We start from the raw sequence: 20,786 nt of genomic DNA on the forward strand, positions 1-20,786 counted from the left end.
GACAGGCACGCGCGCAAGAAAAACGCCCGCGATGCGGGCGTGCTTTCCGTGTGCGAGCAATGGCGTGCCGGCGGCTCAATCCTCGCCGTCGCGCTGCATCCGCTGCCGCAATTCGCTGACCTGCGACTCGACGACGGTCGCGTCTTCCGCCTCGGGCCGCTCGCCGAGATACTGCTCGAGATCCTCGAGCGCGGGACGCAGGTAGTCGAGCCGCGCATACGCGAAGCCGCGGTCGCGCACCTCGTCGAGCTGCTCGGGCAACAGGATCACGAGCCGCTGCTGCACCGCGAGCAGCCGCTGCCAGCGCTCCGTCTGCAGATAGATCGTCTTCAGGTTGCGCAGCATCCGCGCGATGATCTCGCGGCTCGTCGCGGGCTGCAGCAGCGCGCGCAACGCGCTGTCGACGGCGCCGGCCGCCCGCGCGACGTACGGCTCGAGCATCTCGACCATCTCGGCTTCGGACAGCGAATGGCCGTTGGTCGGATCGATGATCAGGTCGCCGTCCGGCAGCGTCACGCGCAGCAGGAAATGGCCGGGAAACGATACGCCGCGCGCCGGCACGCCGATCTGCTCGGCGAGCTCCAGGTACAGCACCGACAGCGAGATCGGAATCCCGCGCCGCCGTTTCAGCACGGCGTTCAGGTGGCTGTTATCGGGGTCGTAGTAATCGTTGTGATTGCACGCGAAGCCGAGCTCGCGAAAGAAGAAGTCGTTCAGCGCGGCGACGCGGCCTTTCAGGTCCGTGTCGTCGGCGAGCCGCCGGCGCAGCCGCGCCGCCAGCATGTCGAGTTCGGCCAGCGTGCCCTGCAGGTCGAGGTCGGGATACGCGTCCTGCGCCAGCGACAGCGCGGCTTCCGTGACGGGCAGACTGTCGTCGTCCGCCACGAGCGTGCTGAAGTAGTCGAGGACGCGGGTCATTGCGGTCGTCACTTGGCGCGCCTTCTGAAATAAGCGTATTTGAAGCCCATCACCCACAACATACCGAAATATAGTGCAGCAAACAGCACGAGGCACGCCGCCATCAGCGCAATGCGATCGAGCGGCTGCGCGCGCATGCCGGTCCAGTCGAAACTGATCGCGCACCAGTGCATCAGGCCGGCGAGCACGAGCGCCGCGCCGACGAGCTGCACGAAGAAGCGCAGCCAGCCCGGCGACGGCTGGTAGATGCCGCGCTTGCGCAGCCCGAGGAACAGCAGCAGCGAATTCAGGCACGCGCCGACGCCGATGCTCAGCGTGAGGCCCGCGTGGCCGATCAGCGGCACGAACACGTAGTTCGACAGCTGCGTGACGATCAGCACGCCGACCGCGATCTTCACGGGCGTCTTGATGTCCTGCTTCGCATAGAAGCCCGGCGCGAGGATCTTGATCAGGATGATGCCGACGAGGCCGATCCCGTAGGTGGCCAGCGCGCGCGCGACCATCGTGACGGTATGCGCGTCGAACTTGCCGTAGTTGAAGAGGGTCGCGGTGAGCGGCGTCGCGAAGAAGAACAGCGCGAGCGCGCTCGGCGCCGCGAGCAGGAACGTGACGCGCAGCCCCCAGTCGAGCAGCGCCGAATATTCGTGCGAATCGGCATCGACGTGCGCCTTCGACAGGCTCGGCAGCAGGATCGTGCCGAGCGCGACGCCGAGCAGCGCGGTGGGGAATTCCATCAGGCGGTCGGCGTAATTGATCCACGACACGGCGCCCTGCCCGAGCCGCGACGCGATGTTGGTGTTGATGATCAGCGACAATTGCGCGACGGACACCGCGAACGTCGCCGGCACCATTTTCGCGAGCACGCGCTTCACGCCCGGATGACGCAGCGCGCGCAGCGGGTTGACGCCGATCAGCGGCACCATGTCGATCTTCTTCAGGCCCGGCAACTGCACGAGAAACTGCAGCACGCCGCCGACGATGACGGCCCACGCGAGCGCGTAGACGGGCACCTTCAGGTGCGGCGCGACGAATACGGCCGCGGCGATGAACGCGACGTTGAGCAGCACCGGCGCGAACGCGGGCAGCGAGAAGCTCTTGTACGTGTTCAGCACGCCCGACGCGAGCGTGGTCAACGAAATGAACACGATGTACGGGAACATGATCCGCGTCATCGTGACCGCGAGCGGGAACGCCTGGCCGTCGCCGTGCAGGCCGGACGCGACCGCGAACACGACCCACGACGCACCGGCGATGCCGACGACCGACAGCACGGCCAGCGCCCAGGCGAGCACGGTGGACATCGCGTCGACGAGCGCCTTCGTCGCATCGTGCCCCTGCTGGTTCTTGAACTCGGCGAGGATCGGCACGAACGCCTGCGAGAACGCGCCTTCGGCGGACAGGCGGCGCAGCAGGTTCGGGATACGGAAGGCGACGTAGAACGCGTCGGTGTATTGACTGGCGCCGAACGCACGGGCGATCAGCGTCTCGCGGGCCAGTCCGGTCACGCGCGACAGCAGCGTGAAGCCGCTGACCGTCAGCAGGGCTCGGAATAGATTCATGGGGCGCTCATTATACGGACGTTGTGCGACCCGGCCACCGGCCGATGCCGAAAAGCGCACCGGCCGCCGACGGCCCCATTCGGCCGGCATCACGTTGAACTTGCCACTCGCTTGATTTTGTTGCTATAATCGCCGGTTTCTGGGCTCGTACATGCACGGCAACTGCCGTTTTCATGTCCCGGCCTCGGTTAAAATCACCGTTTTTTTATGCGCCCCTGGGCAATCGTTCTCAGGGGACGGATCGAAAAGCAGCGCTTGGCCGTCAGGCTCCAAGCTCTGGAAACAGGACAGGATAAGGAACCGTCATGGCTAACTCCGCACAAGCACGCAAGCGCGCCCGCCAGGCCGCGAAGGCAAACTCGCACAACTCGGCGCTGCGCTCGAAATTCCGTACCGCGATCAAGTCGGTTCGCAAGGCTGTTGAAGCCGGCGACCAGGCAAAGGCTGCCGAGCTGTTCAAGGCTGCCGTGAAGACGATCGACACGATCGCCGACAAGAAGATCGTTCACAAGAACAAGGCCGCTCGCAGCAAGAGCCGCCTGGCCGCAGCCGTCAAGGGCCTGCAGGCAGCAGCGTAACTCCGGTGCGCCCGCTCAGGCGGGCGTTCCTGTTTCCTGCGATCACGAAAAAGCCCGCCTTGGCGGGCTTTTTTGTTGGCTGTCGCCGGCACATCGTGCGCGGGGGCGGCATTTGCCGGGAGGGCGCGCGCGAAATGCACCCTCGCGCACCCTCGCCCGCCGGCATCGCTCACTTTTTTGTGTTGTAGTCCGGCAGTTCGCACGCCTCGGTCACGACGAGGTTGTTGTCCTTCGCGAAATTCAGCACGAAATCGAAAGCCATCGGCTCGATGTCGCGCAACCGCGAATCGAGGATCACGCATTTGAGGTCACCGAGCATCGTCGGGCGCACGTACAGCGAATACTTGAGACGCGCATTCGGCCCGCTCGCCCCCGGCCCGAAGCAGGCCATCACACCGGCCAGACGTTCCGACCAGTCGCTCGGGCGAAACTTTTTCCCGTCTTTCGTGATGCCCTGGATGAAAAATTCGGTCGGAGGGGTTTCAGCCATGTGGTTACCCAAGTGACGGCCCGGCGATGTCCAGGCAACGGCGCCTGGATACGCGAACACAAAGCTGGAGGGTCGGCCGCACGCGCCGATCGATATCCCGAAAACGGAGCGTCGATGCGCGCCGCCGATGGACTGCACAGGATTTGTGCAGCGCACGGCTTGTGTCCGGCAGAGCGCGAAAAGCCTTGCCTGCCGGGCTGGAGAAAACTTTTGAATTATACCGCAGCGCGCCATTGCGCGGCGTCCCGACGCCCGCCTCCCCGAATGGCCGGTCGCGCGCGGCGATCCTGCCCCGCGTCGCTCCACGGCTCGTCAAAGCACAGAAAATCCTTTATGCTGCTTTGAGTTATCCACACCCGACGGCGGCGCCGTCCGGCCTCGCGGCCGGGTGAGACCCGCCGTATTTCGTTTCATGACCGCCAAAACCATTCGTCACTACCTGCAGTTCAAGGATTTCTCGCTGGAAGACTACGAGTACGTGCTCGAACGCACGGGTATCCTGAAGCGCAAGTTCAAGAACTACGAGACCTATCACCCGCTGCACGACCGCACGCTCGCGATGATCTTCGAGAAAAGCTCGACGCGCACGCGCCTGTCGTTCGAGGCAGGGATCTTCCAGCTCGGCGGCCACGCCGTCTTCATGAGCACGCGCGACACGCAGCTCGGCCGCGGCGAACCCGTCGAGGATTCCGCACAGGTCATCTCGCGGATGGTCGACATCATCATGATCCGCACGTTCGAGCAGGACGTGATCACGCGCTTCGCGCAGAATTCCCGCGTGCCGGTGATCAACGGCCTGACGAACGAATACCACCCGTGCCAGGTGCTCGCCGATATTTTCACGTACTACGAGCACCGCGGCCCGATCGCCGGCAAGACCGTCGCGTGGGTCGGCGACGCGAACAACATGCTGTACACGTGGATCGAAGCCGCGCAGATCCTCGGCTTCAAGCTGCGCCTGTCCACCCCGCCCGGCTATGCGCTCGACATGAAGCTCGTGTCGCCCGACAGCGCGCCGTTCTACGAGGTGTTCGACGATCCGAACGAAGCGTGCAAGGGCGCCGATCTCGTGACGACCGACGTATGGACGAGCATGGGTTTCGAGGCCGAGAACGAGGCGCGCAAGCAGGCGTTCGCCGACTGGTGCGTCGACGAGGAAATGATGGGCCATGCGAATCCGGATGCCCTCTTCATGCACTGCCTGCCCGCGCACCGCGGCGAGGAAGTGACGGCCGGCGTGATCGACGGCCCGCAGAGCGTCGTGTGGGACGAAGCGGAAAACCGCCTGCACGTGCAGAAGGCGCTGATGGAGTTCCTGCTGCTCGGCCGCCTCAAGCACTGACGCACTGACGCGCGGCAACGCACACGCGTAAAAAAGCGCCGGTCGACGATCGGCGCTTTTCGTTTGGGCGCGCCGAAACCGGCACGCGCGCCGCCGTTACAGGCAGACCGGCTCCGCCTCCAGCTCGACGCCGAACCGCGCGCGCACGTCGGCCTGGATCGCCCGCGCCAGCGCCAGCACGTCGGCGCCGGTCGCGCCGCCGCGATTGACGAGCACGAGCGCCTGGCGGTCGTGCACGGCCGCCGCCCCGAGTGCGCGCCCCTTCCAGCCGCAGCGGTCGATCAGCCAGCCGGCCGCGAGCTTCACCTGCCCGTCCGGCTGTGGATACGACACGACCTCCGGCACGCGGGCGCGCAGCGCCTCGAACTGCGCGGCGTCGATCACGGGATTCTTGAAGAAACTGCCCGCATTGCCGAGCACCAGCGGATCGGGTAGCTTCGCGCGGCGGATCGCGACGACCGCGTCGAACACGTCGCGCGGCGTCGCCGCATCGGGCGCGATGCCGCGCGCGTCGAACTCGCGCGTGACGTCCGCGTAGCCAAGCCGCGGCGTCCATTGCTTCGGCAGCCGGAACGTCACCGAGACGATCGCGAACCGGCCGCGCCCTTCCCGCTTGAAGAAACTGTCTCGATAGCCGAACGCGCAGCGCGCGGCGTCGAAGCGCTCGCTGCGCCCCGTCGCCAGCTCGACCGCGACCAGCGAATCGAAATACGCCTTCATCTCGAGGCCGTACGCGCCGATGTTCTGGATCGGCGCGGCGCCGACGGTGCCCGGGATCAGCGCGAGATTCTCGAGGCCCGGCATCCCGTGCTCGAGCGTCCACGCGACGAACGCGTGCCAGTTCTCGCCGCCGCCGGCCTCGACGTACCACGCGTCTTCGTCCTCGCGCACGACGCGGCGGCCCGCGATCTCGTCGAGCAGCACGACGCCGTCGAAATCGCGCGTGAACACGATATTGCTGCCGCCGCCGAGCACGAGCTGCGGCAGGGCCGCGACCCGCGGGTCGCGATGCAGCGCCTCGAACTGCGCCGCCTGCGTGATGCGCGCGGCGAAGCGCGCGCGCGCGGCGATGCCGAACGTGTTGTGCGCGGCGAGCGGATGGTCGGGAAGCAGCGACAGGGCGGAATCATCAGGAGGCATCGGCGGCATTCGCGGTCACGTCGGCCCGGGCGGTGCTGGCCGGCCTTGGGCAAACGGAGGGGCATCGGTAAAATGGCAAACAGTCCGCAATTATAGCGAGTGCCCGCGCGCGAGCCGGGTGCCCGCATCTCAAGGGAGAATGCCATGCCATCGTTCGACGTCGTTTCCGAAGCGAACATGATCGAAGTGAAGAACGCCATCGAGCAGTCGAACAAGGAAATTTCGACGCGCTTCGACTTCAAGGGCTCCGACGCGCGCGTCGAGCAGAAGGAACGCGAGCTGACGCTGTTCGCCGACGACGATTTCAAGCTCGGCCAGGTCAAGGACGTGCTGATCGGCAAGCTGGCCAAGCGCAACGTCGACGTGCGCTTTCTCGACTACGGCAAGGTCGAGAAGATCGGCGGCGACAAGGTCAAACAGATCGTCACCGTGAAGAAGGGCGTGACGGGCGACCTGGCAAAGAAGATCGTGCGCCTCGTGAAGGACAGCAAGATCAAGGTGCAGGCGAGCATCCAGGGCGACGCGGTGCGCATTTCGGGCACGAAGCGCGACGACCTGCAGAGCACGATCGCGATGCTGCGTAAGGACGTGACCGACACGCCGCTCGACTTCAACAACTTCCGCGACTGACCGGCAACCGCCGCGTCGCGTCATCCGGCCGGGCCCCGCACACGCGGCGCGCCCGGCGCGTGGCCAGCGCCGCGCGTTCTCAGGCTTTCCCGCCGTCCTGCGCGCCGCCGTTGGCGGCCGCCTTCTTCTTGTCGCCGATCCGGCTCTCCTGCCCTGCGAGCAGCTTCGAAATGTTGCCGCGGTGACGCCACACGAGCAGCACACTCATCGCGAGCACGGCCCATGCGATCGGGTTGTGGCCCGGCATGCCGAACAGGAACACGTCGAACACCGGCGCGAATACGGCCGCCACCAGCGCCGCGAGCGACGAATAGCGGAAGAAGAACGCGACGATCAGCCAGGTGAGCGCGGTCGCGAGCCCGAGCACCGGATGCACGGCGAGCAGCACGCCGGCCGCGGTCGCGACGCCCTTGCCGCCCTGGAAGCGGAAGAACACCGGGTACAGGTGGCCGAGGAACACGGCGATCGCGACCCACGCGACCGCGACGTCGGGCAGGCCGAAGTGCCGGGCGAGCCAGACGGCGATCCAGCCCTTGAACGCGTCGCCGACGAGCGTCAGGATCGCGGCCTTCTTGTTGCCGCTGCGCAGCACGTTGGTCGCGCCGGGGTTCTTCGACCCGTACGAACGCGGGTCGGCCAGGCCCATCACGGAACTGACGACGACGGCGAACGACACCGAACCGATCAGGTAGGCAACGAAGGCGGCGAGCAGGATCTGCATGCGGAGGACTCTTCTTTCAACGTATCGGGAAAGGGACGGCCGGGCGCGGCAAGCCGGCAGGCCGAAACGGCGCCCATTCTACCGAACGGGCGCCGGGTGCCACGAAGGTGAAACCCTCAGTCGACGCTCGCGCACTGCACGGGCTGCGCGTCGAGCAGCGACGTGAGCACTGCCGGCGCGAGGCTGACGAGGTAGCCGCGCCGGCCGCCGTTCAGGTAGATCGTCGGCAATGCGAGGATCGTCGCCTCGACGTAGACAGGCATCGTCTTGCGCGTGCCGAACGGCGACGTGCCGCCGACCAGATAGCCCGAATGGCGGTTCGCGACCTCGGGCTTGCACGGCTCGACGCGCTTCGCGCCGATCTGACGCGCGAGATTCTTCGTCGACACGGTGCGATCGCCGTGCATCAGCACGATCAGCGGCTTCGCGTGCTCGTCTTCCATCACGAGCGTCTTCACGACGCTGTGCTCGTCGACGCCGAGCTGACGCGCCGATTCGCCGGTGCCGCCGTGCTCGACGTATTCGTATGGATGCTCGCCGAATGCGACGCCATGACGGCGCAGCAACTGGGTCGCGGGGGTTTCGGACACGTGTCTGGATTTGCTCATGGCGGCATTTTAATGGCGAACGATCGGCGCGCGCGCAATGGCGTGCCCGCGCCGACGGTATACTCGCGGCCCGTTTTCCGCCGGCCCGCCGCATCGCCGTCGCGCGTGTGGCCATCATCGTTGCGAACATCGTGAAGCGCTATTGTCCGATTGGCTGATTGTGGTGCGTGCATCGCCATGGCACGATCGTTCGCAAATATCGTCGGCCGCCGCCGGTCCCTCATCTGGAGACGCCATGTCCTCGCCCATCCGTTCATCCGAATCGCTCGACGTCGATGCGCTGCTCGCCGCGCTGCCGCGCCGCATCGCCGACGTGCCCGCGCACCGGGCCGCGCAGTCGCCCGCGCATCCGGCGCTGATCGAGGATGCGCGCCGGCTGTCGTACGGCGAGCTGGCGCAGGCTGTCGACGCGGCGGCCGCGCGGCTCGCGAGCCTCGGCGTGCAAGGCGGCGACCGCGTGATGATCGTCGCGGAAAACTGCATCGCGCAGATCGTGCTGCTGTTCGCGGCCGCCCGCATCGACGCATGGGCGCTCGTGTCGAACGCGCGGCTGTCGGCCGCCGAACTCGACGCGATCGCCGCGCACGCGCGTCCGAAGCTGATCGCGTTCACGATCGACGCATCGGCCGATGCGCGCGCCCACGCCGAGCGGCTCGGCGCGACGCCCGCCGGCGCGCTGCCGGTCGACGTCGGCGCGTGGTCGTATCGCGTCGATGCGGGCGCGCCCGCCGAACCGGTGGCCGCCGACGGCGCCGGGCAGTGCGCGGCGCTGATCTACACGACGGGCACGACCGGCATGCCGAAAGGCGTGATGCTGTCGCACCGCAACCTGCTGTTCATCGCGGCGATATCGAGCATGCTGCGCCGCGTGTCGCCGGACGACGTCGTCTACACGGTGCTGCCCGTGTCGCACGTATACGGGCTCGCGTCCGTGTGCGTCGGCAGCCTGTACGCGGGCGCGACGCTGCGGCTCGCGCCGCGCTTCTCGCCGGAAGCCGTGCGTGTCGCCCTCGCCGACGAAGGCGTGACGATCTTCCAGGGCGTGCCCGCGATGCACGCGAAGCTGCTCGAACACCTGCACACGCATGGCCACGCATGGCGCGCGCCGCGGCTGCGCTTCGCGTATTCGGGCGGCTCGCCGCTCGATGCGAACCTGAAGGCCCGCGTCGAGCGCCTGTACGGCGTGCCGCTGCACAACGGCTACGGGATGACCGAAAGCAGCCCGACGATCACCCAGACGCCGCTCGACGCGCCGCGCGCGGACAGTTCGGTCGGCGTGCCGATTCCCGGCATCGAGGTCCGGATCGTCGAGCCGGGGGGCACCGACGTGCGGCCGGGCGAAGTCGGCGAGATTCGCGTGCGCGGGCCGAACGTGATGCTCGGCTACTACCGCGACGCGGACGCGACGCGCGCGGCCGTGTCGCCGGACGGCTGGCTGAGCACCGGCGATCTCGCGCGGCAGGACGCGGACGGCGCGGTGACGATCGCGGGCCGAAGCAAGGAGCTGATCATCCGCTCGGGCTTCAACGTATATCCGGTCGAAGTCGAACAGGTGCTGAACGCGCATCCGGACGTCGTGCAGGCGGCCGTGATCGGCCGCGCGATCGAAGGCAACGAGGAAGTGCTCGCGTTCGTCGAGCTGGTGCCCGGTGCGACGGCGGACGAGGCGGCATTGCACGCGTGGTGCGCGGATCGGCTCACCGCTTACAAACGCCCTGCGCACATCCGCGTGCTCGATGCGCTGCCGGCCGCGTCGACCGGCAAGGTGCTCAAGCACCGGCTGCGCGAGCTGGTCTGACGCGGCCGCCCTACGCGGGGGAACCTGCACCGGCGCCCCACCACGCCGCACCGCACCGCATGCCCGCGTCGCGCGTCAGCCGCGCGGGTGATGCTGCGCGTGCAGCGTCCTGAGCCGCTCGCGCGCGACGTGCGTATAGATCTGCGTGGTCGAGATGTCGCTGTGGCCGAGCAGCAACTGCACGACGCGCAGGTCGGCGCCGTGGTTCAGCAGGTGCGTCGCGAACGCGTGCCGCAGCGTGTGCGGCGACAGGTGCGCGCGCACGTCGGCCTGCTGCGCGTGACGCTTGATGATGTTCCAGAACTGCTGGCGCGTCATCCCGTCGCCGCGCGCGGTCACGAACAGCGCATCGGCCGCGCGTGCGCCGAGCAGCGCCGGCCGCGCGTCGCGCAGGTAGCGTTCGATCCAGCCGTGCGCGACTTCGCCGAACGGCACGAGCCGCTCCTTCGACCCCTTGCCCATCACGCGCACGACGCCTTCGTTGAGGCCGACCTCCACCGTTTTCAGCGTCACGAGCTCGCTCACGCGCAGCCCGCTCGCGTACATCAGCTCGAGCATCGTGCGATCGCGCAGGCCGAGCGGCGTGCCGATGTCGGGCGCGCCGAGCAGCGCCTCGACCTGCGCCTCGGACAGCGTCGACGGGAACCGGGCCGCCTGTTTCGCGGACGTGATCCGCAGCGTCGGGTCGGCGCTCGCGCGATGCTCGCGCATGGCCCAGCCGTAATAGCGACGGAACACCGACAGCCGCCGGTTCGACGAGGTCGCCTTGCCGTCGCTGCGCGCGGCGATGTAGCCGGTCACCATCGCCTCGTCGGCCGAGTCGAGCGGCGCGTCGTGCGTCGCGGCCAGCCAGTGGGAAAACAGCGCCAGGTCGCGCCGGTACGCATCGAGCGTGTTGCGCGCGAGCCCGTGCTCGAGCCACAGCGCATCGCAGAACACGTCGATCGATGCGCGGCTCGCGAGCAGCGCGGGGGATGCCGCGACGGTGTCGGTGTCGTTGTCGGCGTCGGGGGACATCATCGGTTCGCTCATGGGTACGGCACGCCTTCGTGCGCCAGCAGCCAGCGCTTCACTTTCTGGTAATAGCCGTTGTCGTCGTGGTTCGCGAACCCGCCGAGGCCGCCCGCCGCGACGACGCGATGGCACGGGATCACGAGCGGGAAGTAGTTCCCGCCGCACGCCTGGCCGACCGCGCGCGGCGCGCTGCCGATCCGCTTCGCGACCTGGCCGTAGGTCAGCACCGTACCGGGCGGGATGTCACTGATCACGTCCCACACGCGGTGCTGGAATGCACTGCCGACGTCGGCGAGCGGCAGGTCGAAGCGCGCCGATGCGCGCTCGAAATAACGTTCGATCTGCTCGACCGCGCGCTTCGCGAGCGGTGAATCCGGATCGACCGACTTCATCGATTCGGGCAGATAGACGATCTCGCGCACCACCGCGGCATCCGTGCGAATGCCGACCTTGCCGAACGGCGCGTCGATGACTGCGTTGAACATTGCCTTCTCCTGACCAGGGGACGGGCGCGGTGCTGCCCGCGCGCCGACGACACTTTACGCCGCCTTCACGCGGCTCGCAGCGCCCATTCGACATGTTCGCGCACGACCGGCGACGGATCGTCGGCGCGGGCGCGCAGCGCGGCGACGATCGCGTCGCGCGCGGGCGGCGCGAGCCGGTCCGCGCCGGCGCGCAGCGCATTGCCGAGCCCGACCGCGAGATTGCGCAGCCAGCTTTCGTAGCCGATGCGCCGGATCGCGCTGCCCTGCATCCGCGTGTCGAACGCCTGCGCGTCCCACGCGAACAGCTCAAGGAGCGTCGCGCGGTCGAGGCCGTGCCGCACGTCGAAATCGGCGACGGGCGCCGCCTGCGCGAACTTGTTCCACGGGCACACGAGCTGGCAGTCGTCGCAGCCGTACACGCGATTGCCGATCATCGGCCGCAGCGGCTCGGGGATGCTGCCTTTCAGTTCGATCGTCAGGTACGAGATGCAGCGGCGCGCATCGACGCGGTACGGCTCGACGATCGCGCCGGTCGGGCACGCGTCGATGCAGCGCGTGCAGCTGCCGCAGTGCGCGCCGGGCGTCTCGGGCGCGGTGTCGGGCGACGTATGCGCGTCGGTCGGCAGCGGCAGGTCGACGTAGATCTCGCCGAGAAAGAACAGCGAGCCGGCATCGCGCTGCAGCAGCAGCGTGTGCTTGCCGCGCCAGCCGACCCCGGCCTTCTGCGCGAGCTCGACCTCGAGCACGGGCGCCGAATCGGTGAACACGCGGTAGCCGAACCCGCCGATCTCGTGCTCGATGCGCTCCGCGAGCGTCTGCAGCCGGTTGCGCAATACCTTGTGATAGTCGCGGCCGCGCGCATAGATCGACACGACGGCCGCCTGCGGATCGTCGAGCCGCGCCCGTTCGCGCGCGCGCCAGTCGTGCGGCGCGAGCGCGCCGGGCTCGCCGCCGAGCGCGTCGGCCGCGAGCGTTTGGGCCGGCAAATAGGCGAGCCGCACGGAGATCACGCGTCGCGTACCGGCCACAAGTTCGGCCGGCCGCGCGCGTTTCATCCCATGTTTGGCCATATAATCCATTTCGCCGTGGTATCCGGCTTCCAGCCAGGCGGCGAGGCCCGCTTCGGCATCCGAGAGATCGGTGTCGCCGATGCCGATCGCCCCGAAACCCAATTCGCGCCCCCACGCCCTGATGCGAGCGGCGAGCGCAGTCAACGCCGCATCGTCGAGCGCGCACGGCGCCGCGCCTTCGGCACGAGTCGAAGGCCGGTCGGATGCGGCGTGTTCCGGTAGTCGGTTCATCGCACTATTTTACGAGAATGCCAGCCACGTCCAGCCAACCGCCTCAAGCCACGTTGCCCGCCCCGCTCGCGGAGCGCGTGATCGCGCTCGCCGACGAAGCGGCAACCGAGGCCTTCGGCACCCGCTTCGCGCACGCGCTCGACGCGGCGCGCCTCGAGCTCGACCGCGCCCATGCGTTCGACGGGCTGCAGATCCAGCTGGTCGGCGATCTCGGCGCGGGCAAGACGACCCTCGTGCGCGCGATCCTGCGCGGCCTCGGCCACCCGGGCCGCGTGCGCAGCCCGACCTATACGCTCGTCGAGCCGTACGCGCTCGAACGCAGCGATGGGGAACTCGAGGTCTATCACTTCGATCTGTACCGATTCAACGATCCGGCCGAATGGTCCGATGCAGGCTTTCGCGAATATTTCAATTCCAGCGCGATCTGCCTCGTCGAATGGCCGCAACAGGCGGGCGCGCTGCTCGGCGTGCCCGATCTGGTTTTCTCGCTCGACGTGGACGGCGACGGCCGTGCCCTCACCGTCCGGGCGTACAGCGCTTCAGGAAAGGCATGTCTCGAAAGATGTTGATCAAACCGTTCCGCTCGATCGAATCGGCGGCCACCGCGACGCACAACTGGCGCCGCCGTCAGATCCTGCGCGCGGGGGCGTCGACGCTGGTGCTCGGTCTCGTCGCGCCGCGGCTCGCGCACGCGTCGTCGGTGCTCGGCGTGCGCGTGTGGCCCGCACGCGATTACACGCGCGTCACGATCGAATCCGACCAGCCGCTGCAGAATAGCCAACAACTGCTGCAGGGTCCCGACCGTCTGGTCGTCGATCTGAACGGCCTCGACCTCGACCAGTCGCTGCGCGATCTCGTATCGAAGATCGCGCCGAACGATCCGCAGATCCAGTCGGTGCGCGTCGGCCAGTATCAGCCGCACGTCGTGCGGATGGTGTTCGACCTGAAGGGCTCGGTGAAGCCGCAGGTGTTCACGCTGCCGCCCGTCGGCACCTACAAGTACCGGCTCGTGTTCGACCTGTATCCGGCCGTCGCGCCCGATCCGCTGTCCGACCTGATCGCGCAGACGGAACGCAAGGAACAGGCGCTCAACGACACCGCGCGCGCGCAGCAGATGCAGCCGCCGTCCACGCTGGCCGGCCCGGGCACCCCGCCGCCCGGCGCGGGCGCGGGCGACAACAGCGACGCGTTCTTCCAGCGTTTCGCGCAGAACACGCCGGCCGCGCCGCACACGCCGCCGGCCGCCGGCACGCCGTCGACGCCCGCGAAGCCGGCCGTCAAGCCGCCGCCAGTCATCGCGCGCCGCGACGACAACGACGACGACACCTACAAGTTCACCGCGCCGAAATCGGGCAAGGGCGGCACCGTGCGCCTGCTGACGGTCGCGATCGATCCGGGCCACGGCGGCGAGGATCCGGGCGCGATCGGCGGCGGCGGCACGTACGAGAAGCACATCGCGCTCGACATCGCGAAGAAGCTGCGCGCGAAGATCGACGCCGCGCCGAACATGCGCGCGATGATGACGCGCGACGCCGATTTCTTCGTGCCGCTGAACGTGCGCGTGCAGAAAGCGCGCCGCGTCGGCGCGGATCTCTTCGTGTCGATCCACGCGGACGCGTTCACGACGCCGTCCGCGCGCGGCTCGTCGGTGTTCGCGCTGTCCGACCACGGCGCGACGAGCGCCGCGGCGCGCTGGATGGCGAACAAGGAAAATTCGTCGGACCTGATCGGCGGCATCAACATCAAGACGGCGGACGCGGCGGTGAACCGCGCGCTGTTCGACATGTCGACGACCGCGCAGATCCGCGACTCGCTGCGCTACGGCAACTACGTGCTGAAGGAAGTGGGCGGCATCAACAAGCTGCACAAGGGCTCGGTCGAGCAAGCCGGGTTCGCGGTGCTGAAGGCGCCCGACATTCCGTCGATCCTCGTCGAGACCGCGTTCATCAGCAACCCGGACGAAGAGCGTCGCCTCAACGACGACAGCTATCGCGACGAGATGGCCGACGCGATCTTCCGCGGCATCAAGCGCTATTTCGCCGCGAATCCGCCGCTCGCGAAGAGCCGGATGGCCTGAGCGCCGCCCGTTCCATGCCGCCGGCACGCAGCGCGTGCCGGCGCGTCACGACGCCGCGAAGCGGCTCAGCAGTTTCCCGCCGAACACGTTCACCGCGAGCCCGCCCATCACGAGCGCGGCGCCGATCAGCTGCGATTGCGTCAGATGCTCGTCCAGCAGCAGCGACGACGACGCGAGCCCGACGATCGGCACCAGCAACGAGAATTGCGCGACCTGCGCGGCCGGATAGCGCGACAGCAGGCGGCTCCACAGCCCGTAGCCGAGCAGCGTCGCGACGAACGCGAGATAGACGACCGCGAAGATCGACGCGCCGTCGAGCCCCGCGAGCGCGGTCGCGATCCGTTTCGGCCCTTCGAACCACAGCGACAGCAGGAAGAACGGCACGGGCGGCACGAGGCTCGCCCACACGACGAGCGACACGAGATTCGCCTTCCCCACCTTCTTCGTGACGATATTGCCGATGGCCCACATCGCGGCCGAGCAGATCGTCAGCAGGAAGCCCGCGAGCGTCATCGCGCGGCCGCCTTGCGCGGCGATCACGACGAGCCCGCCCGCGGCGATCGCGAGCCCGACCAGGTTCTGCACGCGCAGCCGCTCGCCGAGGAACAGCATCGCGAACACCAGCGTGAAGAACGCCTGCGACTGCAGCACGAGCGACGCGAGGCCGGCCGGCATCCCGACGTACATGCCGGTGAACAGGAACACGAACTGGCCGAGCTGGATCGTCGCGCCGTACAGCACCAGCAGCCGCCACGAAATCTGCGGCCGGCGCACGAAGAACACCGCGGGCACGGCCGCGAGCGTGAAGCGCAGCGCGCCGAGCAGCATCGGCGGCATGCCGTGCAGGCCGACCTTGATCACGACGAAGTTCACGCCCCATGCGAGGATCACCACCAGCGCGAGCAGCAAGTCCTTCGGGGCCATCATCGGCGTCTCCTCGATTGTCGAATGGTCTGGTGAAGCCGGTCAGTCTACCGGGTTTCGCCGCCGCGCCCGATACCCGCGCGGCGTGCATGGAATCGGCGACGGGCGGCGGCTGGTGCAACGCAACGACTTGCGCGACACGATGAAGGCCGCACGACACGTGCCTGCCGCGGCCGCCTCGCGCCTTTCGCGCGCCCCGTCACTCGCGCCACCGGGCCGCCAGTACAATGACCGTCAATCCAGCCGTTCCCCACGAAGGCCCGCCATGACCGACTCGATCAAAGCCCTGCTGAAGCCGCACGTACGCGACATCGGCAACCTGCAGGTGCGCCGCACGCTGCCCGCGCTCGCCGCCCGCCTCGTCGGCCCGTTCATCTTCTTCGATCACATGGGGCCCGCCGCGCTGCCGGCCGGCGCGGGGCTCGACGTGCGCCCGCATCCGCACATCGGGCTTGCGACGGTCACCTACCTGTTCGACGGCGCGATCCTGCACCGCGACAGCCTCGGCTCGCTGCAGGAAATCGTGCCCGGCGACGCGAACTGGATGACGGCCGGCCGCGGGATCGTGCACTCCGAGCGTACGCCCGACGCGCAGCGCGCGAGCGGCCACACCGTGCACGGCATCCAGACCTGGGTCGCGCTGCCGAAAACGCACGAGACCACCGAGCCGTCGTTCGAGCACCACGCGGCCGACACGCTGCCCAAGCGCGATGAAAACGGCGTCGCGCTGACGGTGATCGCCGGCGACGCATTCGGGCTGCATTCGCCCGTGACGACGTTCTCGCGCACGCTGTACGTCGCGGCCGAATTCGCGGCCGGCGGCCGGCTCGAACTCGATGCGTCGCACGAGGAGCGCGCGGTCTACGTGGTCGACGGCGAGCTCGCGATCGACGGCACGCCGGTGCCGGCCGAACGGATGGCCCTGCTCGCGCCGGGCGCGACCGTCACGCTCGCGAGCGGCAGCGGCGCGCGCGCGATGCTGCTCGGCGGTGACCGGATCGACGGCGAACGCTTCATCGAATGGAATTTCGTCGCGAGCAGCCGCGACGCGATCGAGCGCGCGAAAGCGGCGTGGACGCGCCAGGAAATGGGCAAGGTGCCCGGCGAGACCGAGTGGATTCCGCTGCCCGAATCGAAGCCGCGTTGAAAAAGCGGCGCGCCGCCCCCATCCTGACGATATTCGAACGGAAGAGAACGACATGGACACCACGCTTGCCACATTCGAGAAAGATGTCATCGAGGCGTCGCTGGACACGCCCGTGCTGGTCGACTTCTGGGCGCCGTGGTGCGGCCCCTGCAAGACGCTCGGCCCGCTGCTGGAAAAGCTCGAAGCCGATTACGCCGGCCGCTGGAAGCTCGTGAAGGTCAACGTCGACGAGAACCAGGAACTCGCCGCGCACTTCCAGACGCGCAGCATCCCGCACGTGATCGCGTTCGCCGACGGGCGCCCGGTCGACCAGTTCGTCGGCGTGCTGCCCGAAGGGCAGTTGCGCGCGTTCCTCGACCGGCTGCTGCCGGCCGCCGAGGAAGCCGAGCGCCGCGCCGCGCAGTACGCGATGGCCGAACAGCGCTTCGACGATGCGCTCACGCACCTCGAAGCGGCGCTCGCGCTGAACCCCGGCTACGACGACGCGCGCCTCGACCTCATCGAGCTGCTGCTCGCGCGCAACGAGGTCGACGCCGCGCGCGCGGAGACCGAGCGCCTGTCGCCGCAGACCGTGCAGAACGGCGACCCGCGCTACCAGGCGATCAAGACCCGTTTCGACGCGCTCGACGCCACGGCCGACCTGCCGCCGACCGACGCGCTCGAAGCGCGCATCGCGGCGAACCCGGCCGATCTCGACGCGCGCTTCGACCTCGCGCAGAGCCTGATCGCGCGACGCGCATACGAAGGGGCGCTGGAACAGTTGCTGGAAATCGTGACGCGCGATCGCGCATATGGCGACGACCTCGGCCGCCGCACGATGATCTCGGTGTTCGAACTGGCCGGCGATCGCCCCGACCTCGTCGCCGCATGGCGGCGCAAGCTGAGCATGGCGCTCAACTGACGCACGAGCGGCCGGGCCACGAAGGGCCAGGCCACGAAGGGCCAGGCCGCGAAGGGCCGGGCCGCGAAAGGCCGGGCCGCGACGGCCCGGCTGGCTCGCCGTCACCTGCCGACTCGTGCACGGCACGCCGGCCGCGCCGCGACATGCTCATTCGCGACCCGCGCGCCGCGCGCTCAGCCGGCCGCCTGTGCCGCGATCGCCCGCAACGCATGCGCGGCCGCCGCGAAACCGAAACTCGCGGTCACGCACACGCTCGAACCGAAGCCCGCACAGTTGAGCCCCGCGACATGCGCGGCCGCCGACGGCTCCGCGCCGTCCTCGATGTCGCAGGCCGCCGCTTCCGGATAGATCAGCGGCTCGTCCGAATACACGGCGCTGACCTTGAAGCGCGCCTTCGGCCCGCGCGGAAAACCGTGCTGCTTGCGCAACTGCGCACGCACCTTCGACAGCAGCGGATCCTGGATCGTCAGCGCGAGATCGTCGATGCGGATGCGCGTGGGGTCGAGCTGCCCGCCCGCGCCGCCGACGACGATCAACGGCTGCCGTTTCGCGACGCACCACGCGATCAGCGCGACCTTCGTGCGCACGCTGTCGATCGCGTCGATCACGTAGTCGAAGCCGCCGCCGAGCAGCGCGTCGAAATTGTCGGGCTCGACGAAATCCTCGATGCGGTTCACGCGGCACGCGGGATCGATCAGCGCGATCCGCTCGGCCATCGCGTCGACCTTCGGCTTGCCGTAATTGCCGTCGAGCGCATGAACCTGCCGGTTCGTATTGCTTTCCGCGACGTTGTCGAGATCGATCAGCGTCAGCGTGCCGACCGCGTTGCGCGCGAGCGCCTCGGCCACCCACGACCCGACGCCGCCGATCCCGATCACCGCGACGTGCGCGCGCTCGAACGCGGCCGCCGCCGGCGCGCCGTACAGACGCGCGACGCCGCCGAAACGCCGCGCGCGATCCACGTCAAGCTGGATTTCCGGGGTCGGGGTAAGATCGGAAGAACGGGGCGGGGCAGCGTCGGCGGAGGACATGGCAGCAAGGAAAACGTAAGTCGTGCAGCCCTCTATTTTGCCTGAACTCCTCGCCCCCTCGCCCGACTGTGCACGCACGATTTTTGCGCGTTCGCTATACTGGCCCCCAGATTGAAGCGTTTGCATAACATGACGACTCTCGCCGATCTCCGCATCAACTATTCGCGTGCTTCGCTCGACGAAGCCGATGCCGCCCCCGATCCCTTCGCCCAGTTCGATCGCTGGTTCAAGGAGGCGCTCGCCGCCAAGCTGCCCGAGCCGAACACGATGACGCTCGCGACCGTCGGCGCCGCCGCCCGGCCGTCGGCCCGGATCGTGCTCATCAAGGGCGTCGACGAACGCGGGTTCGTCTTCTTCACCAATTACGAAAGCCGCAAGGGCCACGATCTCGCCGTGCATCCGCAGGCCGCGTTGCTGTTCTACTGGATCGAGCTCGAGCGCCAGGTGCGCATCGAAGGCCGGATCGAGAAAACCAGCGCGGAAGAAAGCGACCGCTATTTCGCGTCGCGCCCGCTCGGCTCGCGCATCGGCGCATGGGCGTCGGACCAGAGCACCGTGATCGACGGCCGCGCGACGCTCGAAGCGCGCGAGAAAGCCGTCAGCGAACGCTACGGCGACAACCCGCCGCGCCCGCCGCACTGGGGCGGCTACCGCCTCGTGCCCGACACGATCGAGTTCTGGCAGGGGCGCCCGTCGCGGCTGCACGACCGCCTGCTCTATACGCGCGACGCCGCGGCGGCGCCGGGCTGGACGATCTCGCGCCTGTCGCCGTAAGCGCGGCGCCGGCGCACGCCGGTCGTGTCTCGTGTTGCATCCGGGTGCCTGCGCCGCAAGTGGTGGGCGCCGGTCAAGATACTTGGCTGTATTCGATTCAACGAACAAACGGAGAATCCAAATGTTCTGGGAAAAGAAGCTGGCACAGTGGGCGGATGAAGTACGGGCAAAAGCGAACATACCGGCGCGACTCGTGCTGTGGAACGGCGATCAACTCGATTTCGGCACCTTCAGCGCGCCGCAGGTCACGCTGAAGGTGAACAGCGCATCGGCGTTGCCGCTGCTGCTCGAACCGAGCCTCGACAATCTCGGCGAGGCGTACGTGAAGGGCAAGATCGACATCGAAGGCAAGCTGTCGGACATCATCAACATCGGCTACTCGCTCGCGCGCAGCACCGTGACGAGCGCGAGCAAGCTCGCACGCGTGAAGCGCTACTTCAATCACACGAAGAGCACCGACAAGAAGGCGATCCAGTACCACTACGACGTGTCGAACGAGTTCTACCAGCTGTGGCTCGACGAGAACATGGTGTACTCGTGCGCGTACTTCGAGAACGGCGACGAGGATCTCGCCACCGCGCAGATCAAGAAGATCGACCACATCCTGACGAAGATCCAGCTGCAGCCCGGCCAGCGCCTGCTCGACATCGGCTGCGGCTGGGGCGCGCTCGTGCTGCGCGCCGCGCAGAAGTTCGGCGCGACGTGTCTCGGCGTGACGCTGTCGCAGAACCAGTTCGACCTCGCGACCGCGCGCGTGAAGGCGGCGGGGCTCGAAGACAAGATCGAGATTCGTCTGCAGGATTACCGCGAGATCGAAGGCCAGTTCGACCGGATCACGAGCGTCGGGATGTTCGAGCACGTCGGCCGCAAGAACCTGCCGCTCTACTTCTCGCGCGTGCGGGAACTGCTCGCCGACGACGGCATCGCGATGAACCACGGGATCACGTCGACCGACGCGGAAAGCGGCGAAACGGCGCTCGGCGGCGGCGAATTCATCGATCGCTACGTGTTCCCGGACGGCGAGCTGCCGCACATCAGCCTCGCGCTCGAAGCGGCGCAGCGCGGCGGACTCGAGGCGGTTGACGTCGAAAGCCTGCGCCGGCACTATGCGCGCACGCTCGATATCTGGACGGAAAACTTCGAAGCGAAAGCGGAAGAAGCGAGAAAGCTCGTCGACGACGAAAAATTCCGCATCTGGCGCGTGTATCTCGCCGGCTGCGCGTATGCGTTCGAGCACGACGACGTGTCGATCTTCCAGATCGTGTGCCGCAAGGCCGGGCGCAGCGCGAAAACGCTGCCGTGGTCGCGGCGCTACATGTACGAACACGCGCTGCCGCGCTAGGCGGCG

General features: G+C 68.0%; 21 protein-coding genes. 10 read left to right on the forward strand and 11 right to left on the reverse strand.

Translation table 11 applies throughout. The features are described from left to right. Positions 1 to 75: 75 nt before the first annotated feature. Together AC3IFE_RS25380 and murJ are read right to left on the reverse strand one after the other, a co-directional pair. Complete coding sequence (locus AC3IFE_RS25380; RefSeq protein WP_011546044.1) at positions 76 to 918, reverse strand: SirB1 family protein; 843 nt, start codon at positions 916 to 918, stop codon at positions 76 to 78. A gap of 8 nt (positions 919 to 926) precedes the next feature. Continuing rightward, positions 927 to 2,477, reverse strand: coding sequence for a murein biosynthesis integral membrane protein MurJ (gene murJ / locus AC3IFE_RS25385; protein ID WP_059578388.1), 1,551 nt, complete (start codon positions 2,475 to 2,477; stop codon positions 927 to 929). Positions 2,478 to 2,782: 305 nt separating this feature from the next. On the opposite strand from murJ, the gene rpsT reads away from it, so the two are divergent. Further along, positions 2,783 to 3,055, forward strand: a complete 273-nt coding sequence (gene rpsT / locus AC3IFE_RS25390; protein WP_006482211.1) for a 30S ribosomal protein S20 — start codon at positions 2,783 to 2,785, stop codon at positions 3,053 to 3,055. Between the two features lie 169 nt (positions 3,056 to 3,224). On the opposite strand, the gene AC3IFE_RS25395 is transcribed toward rpsT, so the two are convergent. Next, positions 3,225 to 3,545, reverse strand: a complete 321-nt coding sequence (locus AC3IFE_RS25395) for a DUF3579 domain-containing protein (protein WP_011546046.1) — start codon at positions 3,543 to 3,545, stop codon at positions 3,225 to 3,227. A gap of 412 nt (positions 3,546 to 3,957) precedes the next feature. On the opposite strand from AC3IFE_RS25395, the gene argF reads away from it, so the two are divergent. Continuing rightward, positions 3,958 to 4,887, forward strand: coding sequence for an ornithine carbamoyltransferase (gene argF / locus AC3IFE_RS25400; protein ID WP_006482207.1), 930 nt, complete (start codon positions 3,958 to 3,960; stop codon positions 4,885 to 4,887). A gap of 96 nt (positions 4,888 to 4,983) precedes the next feature. Here the strand turns inward: argF and murB are convergent, their stop codons facing one another. Continuing rightward, positions 4,984 to 6,027: a UDP-N-acetylmuramate dehydrogenase gene (gene murB, locus AC3IFE_RS25405; RefSeq protein WP_489192751.1), complete on the reverse strand. Its 1,044-nt coding sequence runs from the start codon at positions 6,025 to 6,027 to the stop codon at positions 4,984 to 4,986. Positions 6,028 to 6,171: 144 nt separating this feature from the next. On the opposite strand from murB, the gene AC3IFE_RS25410 reads away from it, so the two are divergent. Then, entirely contained in the window at positions 6,172 to 6,657 is a 486-nt protein-coding gene (locus AC3IFE_RS25410) for a YajQ family cyclic di-GMP-binding protein (protein ID WP_006482217.1), read from the forward strand. A gap of 79 nt (positions 6,658 to 6,736) precedes the next feature. On the opposite strand, the gene plsY is transcribed toward AC3IFE_RS25410, so the two are convergent. Together plsY and ybaK are read right to left on the reverse strand one after the other, a co-directional pair. Next, entirely contained in the window at positions 6,737 to 7,378 is a 642-nt protein-coding gene (gene plsY / locus AC3IFE_RS25415; RefSeq protein WP_489192754.1) for a glycerol-3-phosphate 1-O-acyltransferase PlsY, read from the reverse strand. A 116-nt stretch (positions 7,379 to 7,494) separates the two neighbouring features. After that, positions 7,495 to 7,986: a Cys-tRNA(Pro) deacylase gene (ybaK, locus tag AC3IFE_RS25420; protein ID WP_089468295.1), complete on the reverse strand. Its 492-nt coding sequence runs from the start codon at positions 7,984 to 7,986 to the stop codon at positions 7,495 to 7,497. 235 nt (positions 7,987 to 8,221) lie between these two features. On the opposite strand from ybaK, the gene AC3IFE_RS25425 reads away from it, so the two are divergent. After that, entirely contained in the window at positions 8,222 to 9,784 is a 1,563-nt protein-coding gene (locus AC3IFE_RS25425; protein ID WP_489192756.1) for a class I adenylate-forming enzyme family protein, read from the forward strand. Positions 9,785 to 9,859: 75 nt separating this feature from the next. On the opposite strand, the gene xerD is transcribed toward AC3IFE_RS25425, so the two are convergent. The 3 genes from xerD to queG form a co-directional block, all read right to left on the reverse strand. Continuing rightward, entirely contained in the window at positions 9,860 to 10,816 is a 957-nt protein-coding gene (gene xerD, locus AC3IFE_RS25430; protein WP_489192758.1) for a site-specific tyrosine recombinase XerD, read from the reverse strand. Next, positions 10,813 to 11,283 (reverse strand): methylated-DNA--[protein]-cysteine S-methyltransferase, encoded by a 471-nt coding sequence (locus AC3IFE_RS25435; RefSeq protein WP_089468298.1) that lies wholly within the window; start codon positions 11,281 to 11,283, stop codon positions 10,813 to 10,815. The genes xerD and AC3IFE_RS25435 overlap by 4 nt, the downstream gene beginning before the upstream one ends. A 65-nt stretch (positions 11,284 to 11,348) precedes the next feature. After that, entirely contained in the window at positions 11,349 to 12,584 is a 1,236-nt protein-coding gene (gene queG, locus AC3IFE_RS25440; RefSeq protein ID WP_489192761.1) for a tRNA epoxyqueuosine(34) reductase QueG, read from the reverse strand. 17 nt (positions 12,585 to 12,601) lie between these two features. Between queG and tsaE the strand changes: the two genes are divergently transcribed. Both tsaE and AC3IFE_RS25450 read left to right on the forward strand, forming a co-directional pair. Continuing rightward, positions 12,602 to 13,153 carry a tRNA (adenosine(37)-N6)-threonylcarbamoyltransferase complex ATPase subunit type 1 TsaE gene (tsaE, locus tag AC3IFE_RS25445; RefSeq protein WP_489192763.1) on the forward strand — a complete coding sequence of 184 codons (552 nt, stop codon included), beginning with the start codon at positions 12,602 to 12,604 and terminating at the stop codon, positions 13,151 to 13,153. Beyond that, the gene (locus AC3IFE_RS25450; protein ID WP_089468301.1) at positions 13,135 to 14,661 is read left to right on the forward strand and encodes an N-acetylmuramoyl-L-alanine amidase; all 1,527 of its coding nucleotides are present in this window, start codon (positions 13,135 to 13,137) and stop codon (positions 14,659 to 14,661) included. Before tsaE ends, AC3IFE_RS25450 begins: the two co-directional genes overlap by 19 nt. A 45-nt stretch (positions 14,662 to 14,706) precedes the next feature. On the opposite strand, the gene AC3IFE_RS25455 is transcribed toward AC3IFE_RS25450, so the two are convergent. Continuing rightward, complete coding sequence (locus AC3IFE_RS25455; RefSeq protein WP_301738763.1) at positions 14,707 to 15,585, reverse strand: EamA family transporter; 879 nt, start codon at positions 15,583 to 15,585, stop codon at positions 14,707 to 14,709. Between the two features lie 265 nt (positions 15,586 to 15,850). Between AC3IFE_RS25455 and AC3IFE_RS25460 the strand changes: the two genes are divergently transcribed. Beyond that, entirely contained in the window at positions 15,851 to 16,732 is an 882-nt protein-coding gene (locus tag AC3IFE_RS25460) for a pirin family protein (RefSeq protein WP_489192766.1), read from the forward strand. Positions 16,733 to 16,784: 52 nt separating this feature from the next. Continuing rightward, the gene (gene trxA, locus AC3IFE_RS25465; RefSeq protein WP_050017034.1) at positions 16,785 to 17,633 is read left to right on the forward strand and encodes a thioredoxin; all 849 of its coding nucleotides are present in this window, start codon (positions 16,785 to 16,787) and stop codon (positions 17,631 to 17,633) included. A 173-nt stretch (positions 17,634 to 17,806) separates the two neighbouring features. On the opposite strand, the gene AC3IFE_RS25470 is transcribed toward trxA, so the two are convergent. Next, positions 17,807 to 18,664 carry a tRNA threonylcarbamoyladenosine dehydratase gene (locus tag AC3IFE_RS25470; protein WP_050017033.1) on the reverse strand — a complete coding sequence of 286 codons (858 nt, stop codon included), beginning with the start codon at positions 18,662 to 18,664 and terminating at the stop codon, positions 17,807 to 17,809. A gap of 129 nt (positions 18,665 to 18,793) precedes the next feature. On the opposite strand from AC3IFE_RS25470, the gene pdxH reads away from it, so the two are divergent. Both pdxH and AC3IFE_RS25480 read left to right on the forward strand, forming a co-directional pair. Continuing rightward, complete coding sequence (pdxH, locus tag AC3IFE_RS25475) at positions 18,794 to 19,438, forward strand: pyridoxamine 5'-phosphate oxidase (RefSeq protein WP_489192768.1); 645 nt, start codon at positions 18,794 to 18,796, stop codon at positions 19,436 to 19,438. A 121-nt stretch (positions 19,439 to 19,559) separates the two neighbouring features. Then, positions 19,560 to 20,780, forward strand: coding sequence for an SAM-dependent methyltransferase (locus tag AC3IFE_RS25480; protein ID WP_089468306.1), 1,221 nt, complete (start codon positions 19,560 to 19,562; stop codon positions 20,778 to 20,780). The last annotated feature ends 6 nt before the right edge of the window (positions 20,781 to 20,786 follow it).

Source organism: Burkholderia sp. APQ4-4ca, from assembly GCF_057837105.1.

Coding starts and splice junctions, on each gene's coding strand:
- AC3IFE_RS25460 (WP_489192766.1), top strand. CDS start 15,851: ATGACCGACTCGATCAAAGCCCTGCTGAAGCCGCACGTACGCGACATC.
- AC3IFE_RS25470 (WP_050017033.1), bottom strand. CDS start 18,664: ATGTCCTCCGCCGACGCTGCCCCGCCCCGTTCTTCCGATCTTACCCCG.
- argF (WP_006482207.1), top strand. CDS start 3,958: ATGACCGCCAAAACCATTCGTCACTACCTGCAGTTCAAGGATTTCTCG.
- AC3IFE_RS25395 (WP_011546046.1), bottom strand. CDS start 3,545: ATGGCTGAAACCCCTCCGACCGAATTTTTCATCCAGGGCATCACGAAA.
- AC3IFE_RS25480 (WP_089468306.1), top strand. CDS start 19,560: ATGTTCTGGGAAAAGAAGCTGGCACAGTGGGCGGATGAAGTACGGGCA.
- AC3IFE_RS25455 (WP_301738763.1), bottom strand. CDS start 15,585: ATGGCCCCGAAGGACTTGCTGCTCGCGCTGGTGGTGATCCTCGCATGG.
- xerD (WP_489192758.1), bottom strand. CDS start 10,816: ATGAGCGAACCGATGATGTCCCCCGACGCCGACAACGACACCGACACC.
- rpsT (WP_006482211.1), top strand. CDS start 2,783: ATGGCTAACTCCGCACAAGCACGCAAGCGCGCCCGCCAGGCCGCGAAG.
- AC3IFE_RS25425 (WP_489192756.1), top strand. CDS start 8,222: ATGTCCTCGCCCATCCGTTCATCCGAATCGCTCGACGTCGATGCGCTG.
- murJ (WP_059578388.1), bottom strand. CDS start 2,477: ATGAATCTATTCCGAGCCCTGCTGACGGTCAGCGGCTTCACGCTGCTG.
- ybaK (WP_089468295.1), bottom strand. CDS start 7,986: ATGAGCAAATCCAGACACGTGTCCGAAACCCCCGCGACCCAGTTGCTG.
- AC3IFE_RS25435 (WP_089468298.1), bottom strand. CDS start 11,283: ATGTTCAACGCAGTCATCGACGCGCCGTTCGGCAAGGTCGGCATTCGC.
- tsaE (WP_489192763.1), top strand. CDS start 12,602: ATGCCAGCCACGTCCAGCCAACCGCCTCAAGCCACGTTGCCCGCCCCG.
- plsY (WP_489192754.1), bottom strand. CDS start 7,378: ATGCAGATCCTGCTCGCCGCCTTCGTTGCCTACCTGATCGGTTCGGTG.
- AC3IFE_RS25450 (WP_089468301.1), top strand. CDS start 13,135: ATGTCTCGAAAGATGTTGATCAAACCGTTCCGCTCGATCGAATCGGCG.
- queG (WP_489192761.1), bottom strand. CDS start 12,584: ATGAACCGACTACCGGAACACGCCGCATCCGACCGGCCTTCGACTCGT.
- murB (WP_489192751.1), bottom strand. CDS start 6,027: ATGCCTCCTGATGATTCCGCCCTGTCGCTGCTTCCCGACCATCCGCTC.
- AC3IFE_RS25380 (WP_011546044.1), bottom strand. CDS start 918: ATGACCCGCGTCCTCGACTACTTCAGCACGCTCGTGGCGGACGACGAC.
- AC3IFE_RS25410 (WP_006482217.1), top strand. CDS start 6,172: ATGCCATCGTTCGACGTCGTTTCCGAAGCGAACATGATCGAAGTGAAG.
- pdxH (WP_489192768.1), top strand. CDS start 18,794: ATGACGACTCTCGCCGATCTCCGCATCAACTATTCGCGTGCTTCGCTC.
- trxA (WP_050017034.1), top strand. CDS start 16,785: ATGGACACCACGCTTGCCACATTCGAGAAAGATGTCATCGAGGCGTCG.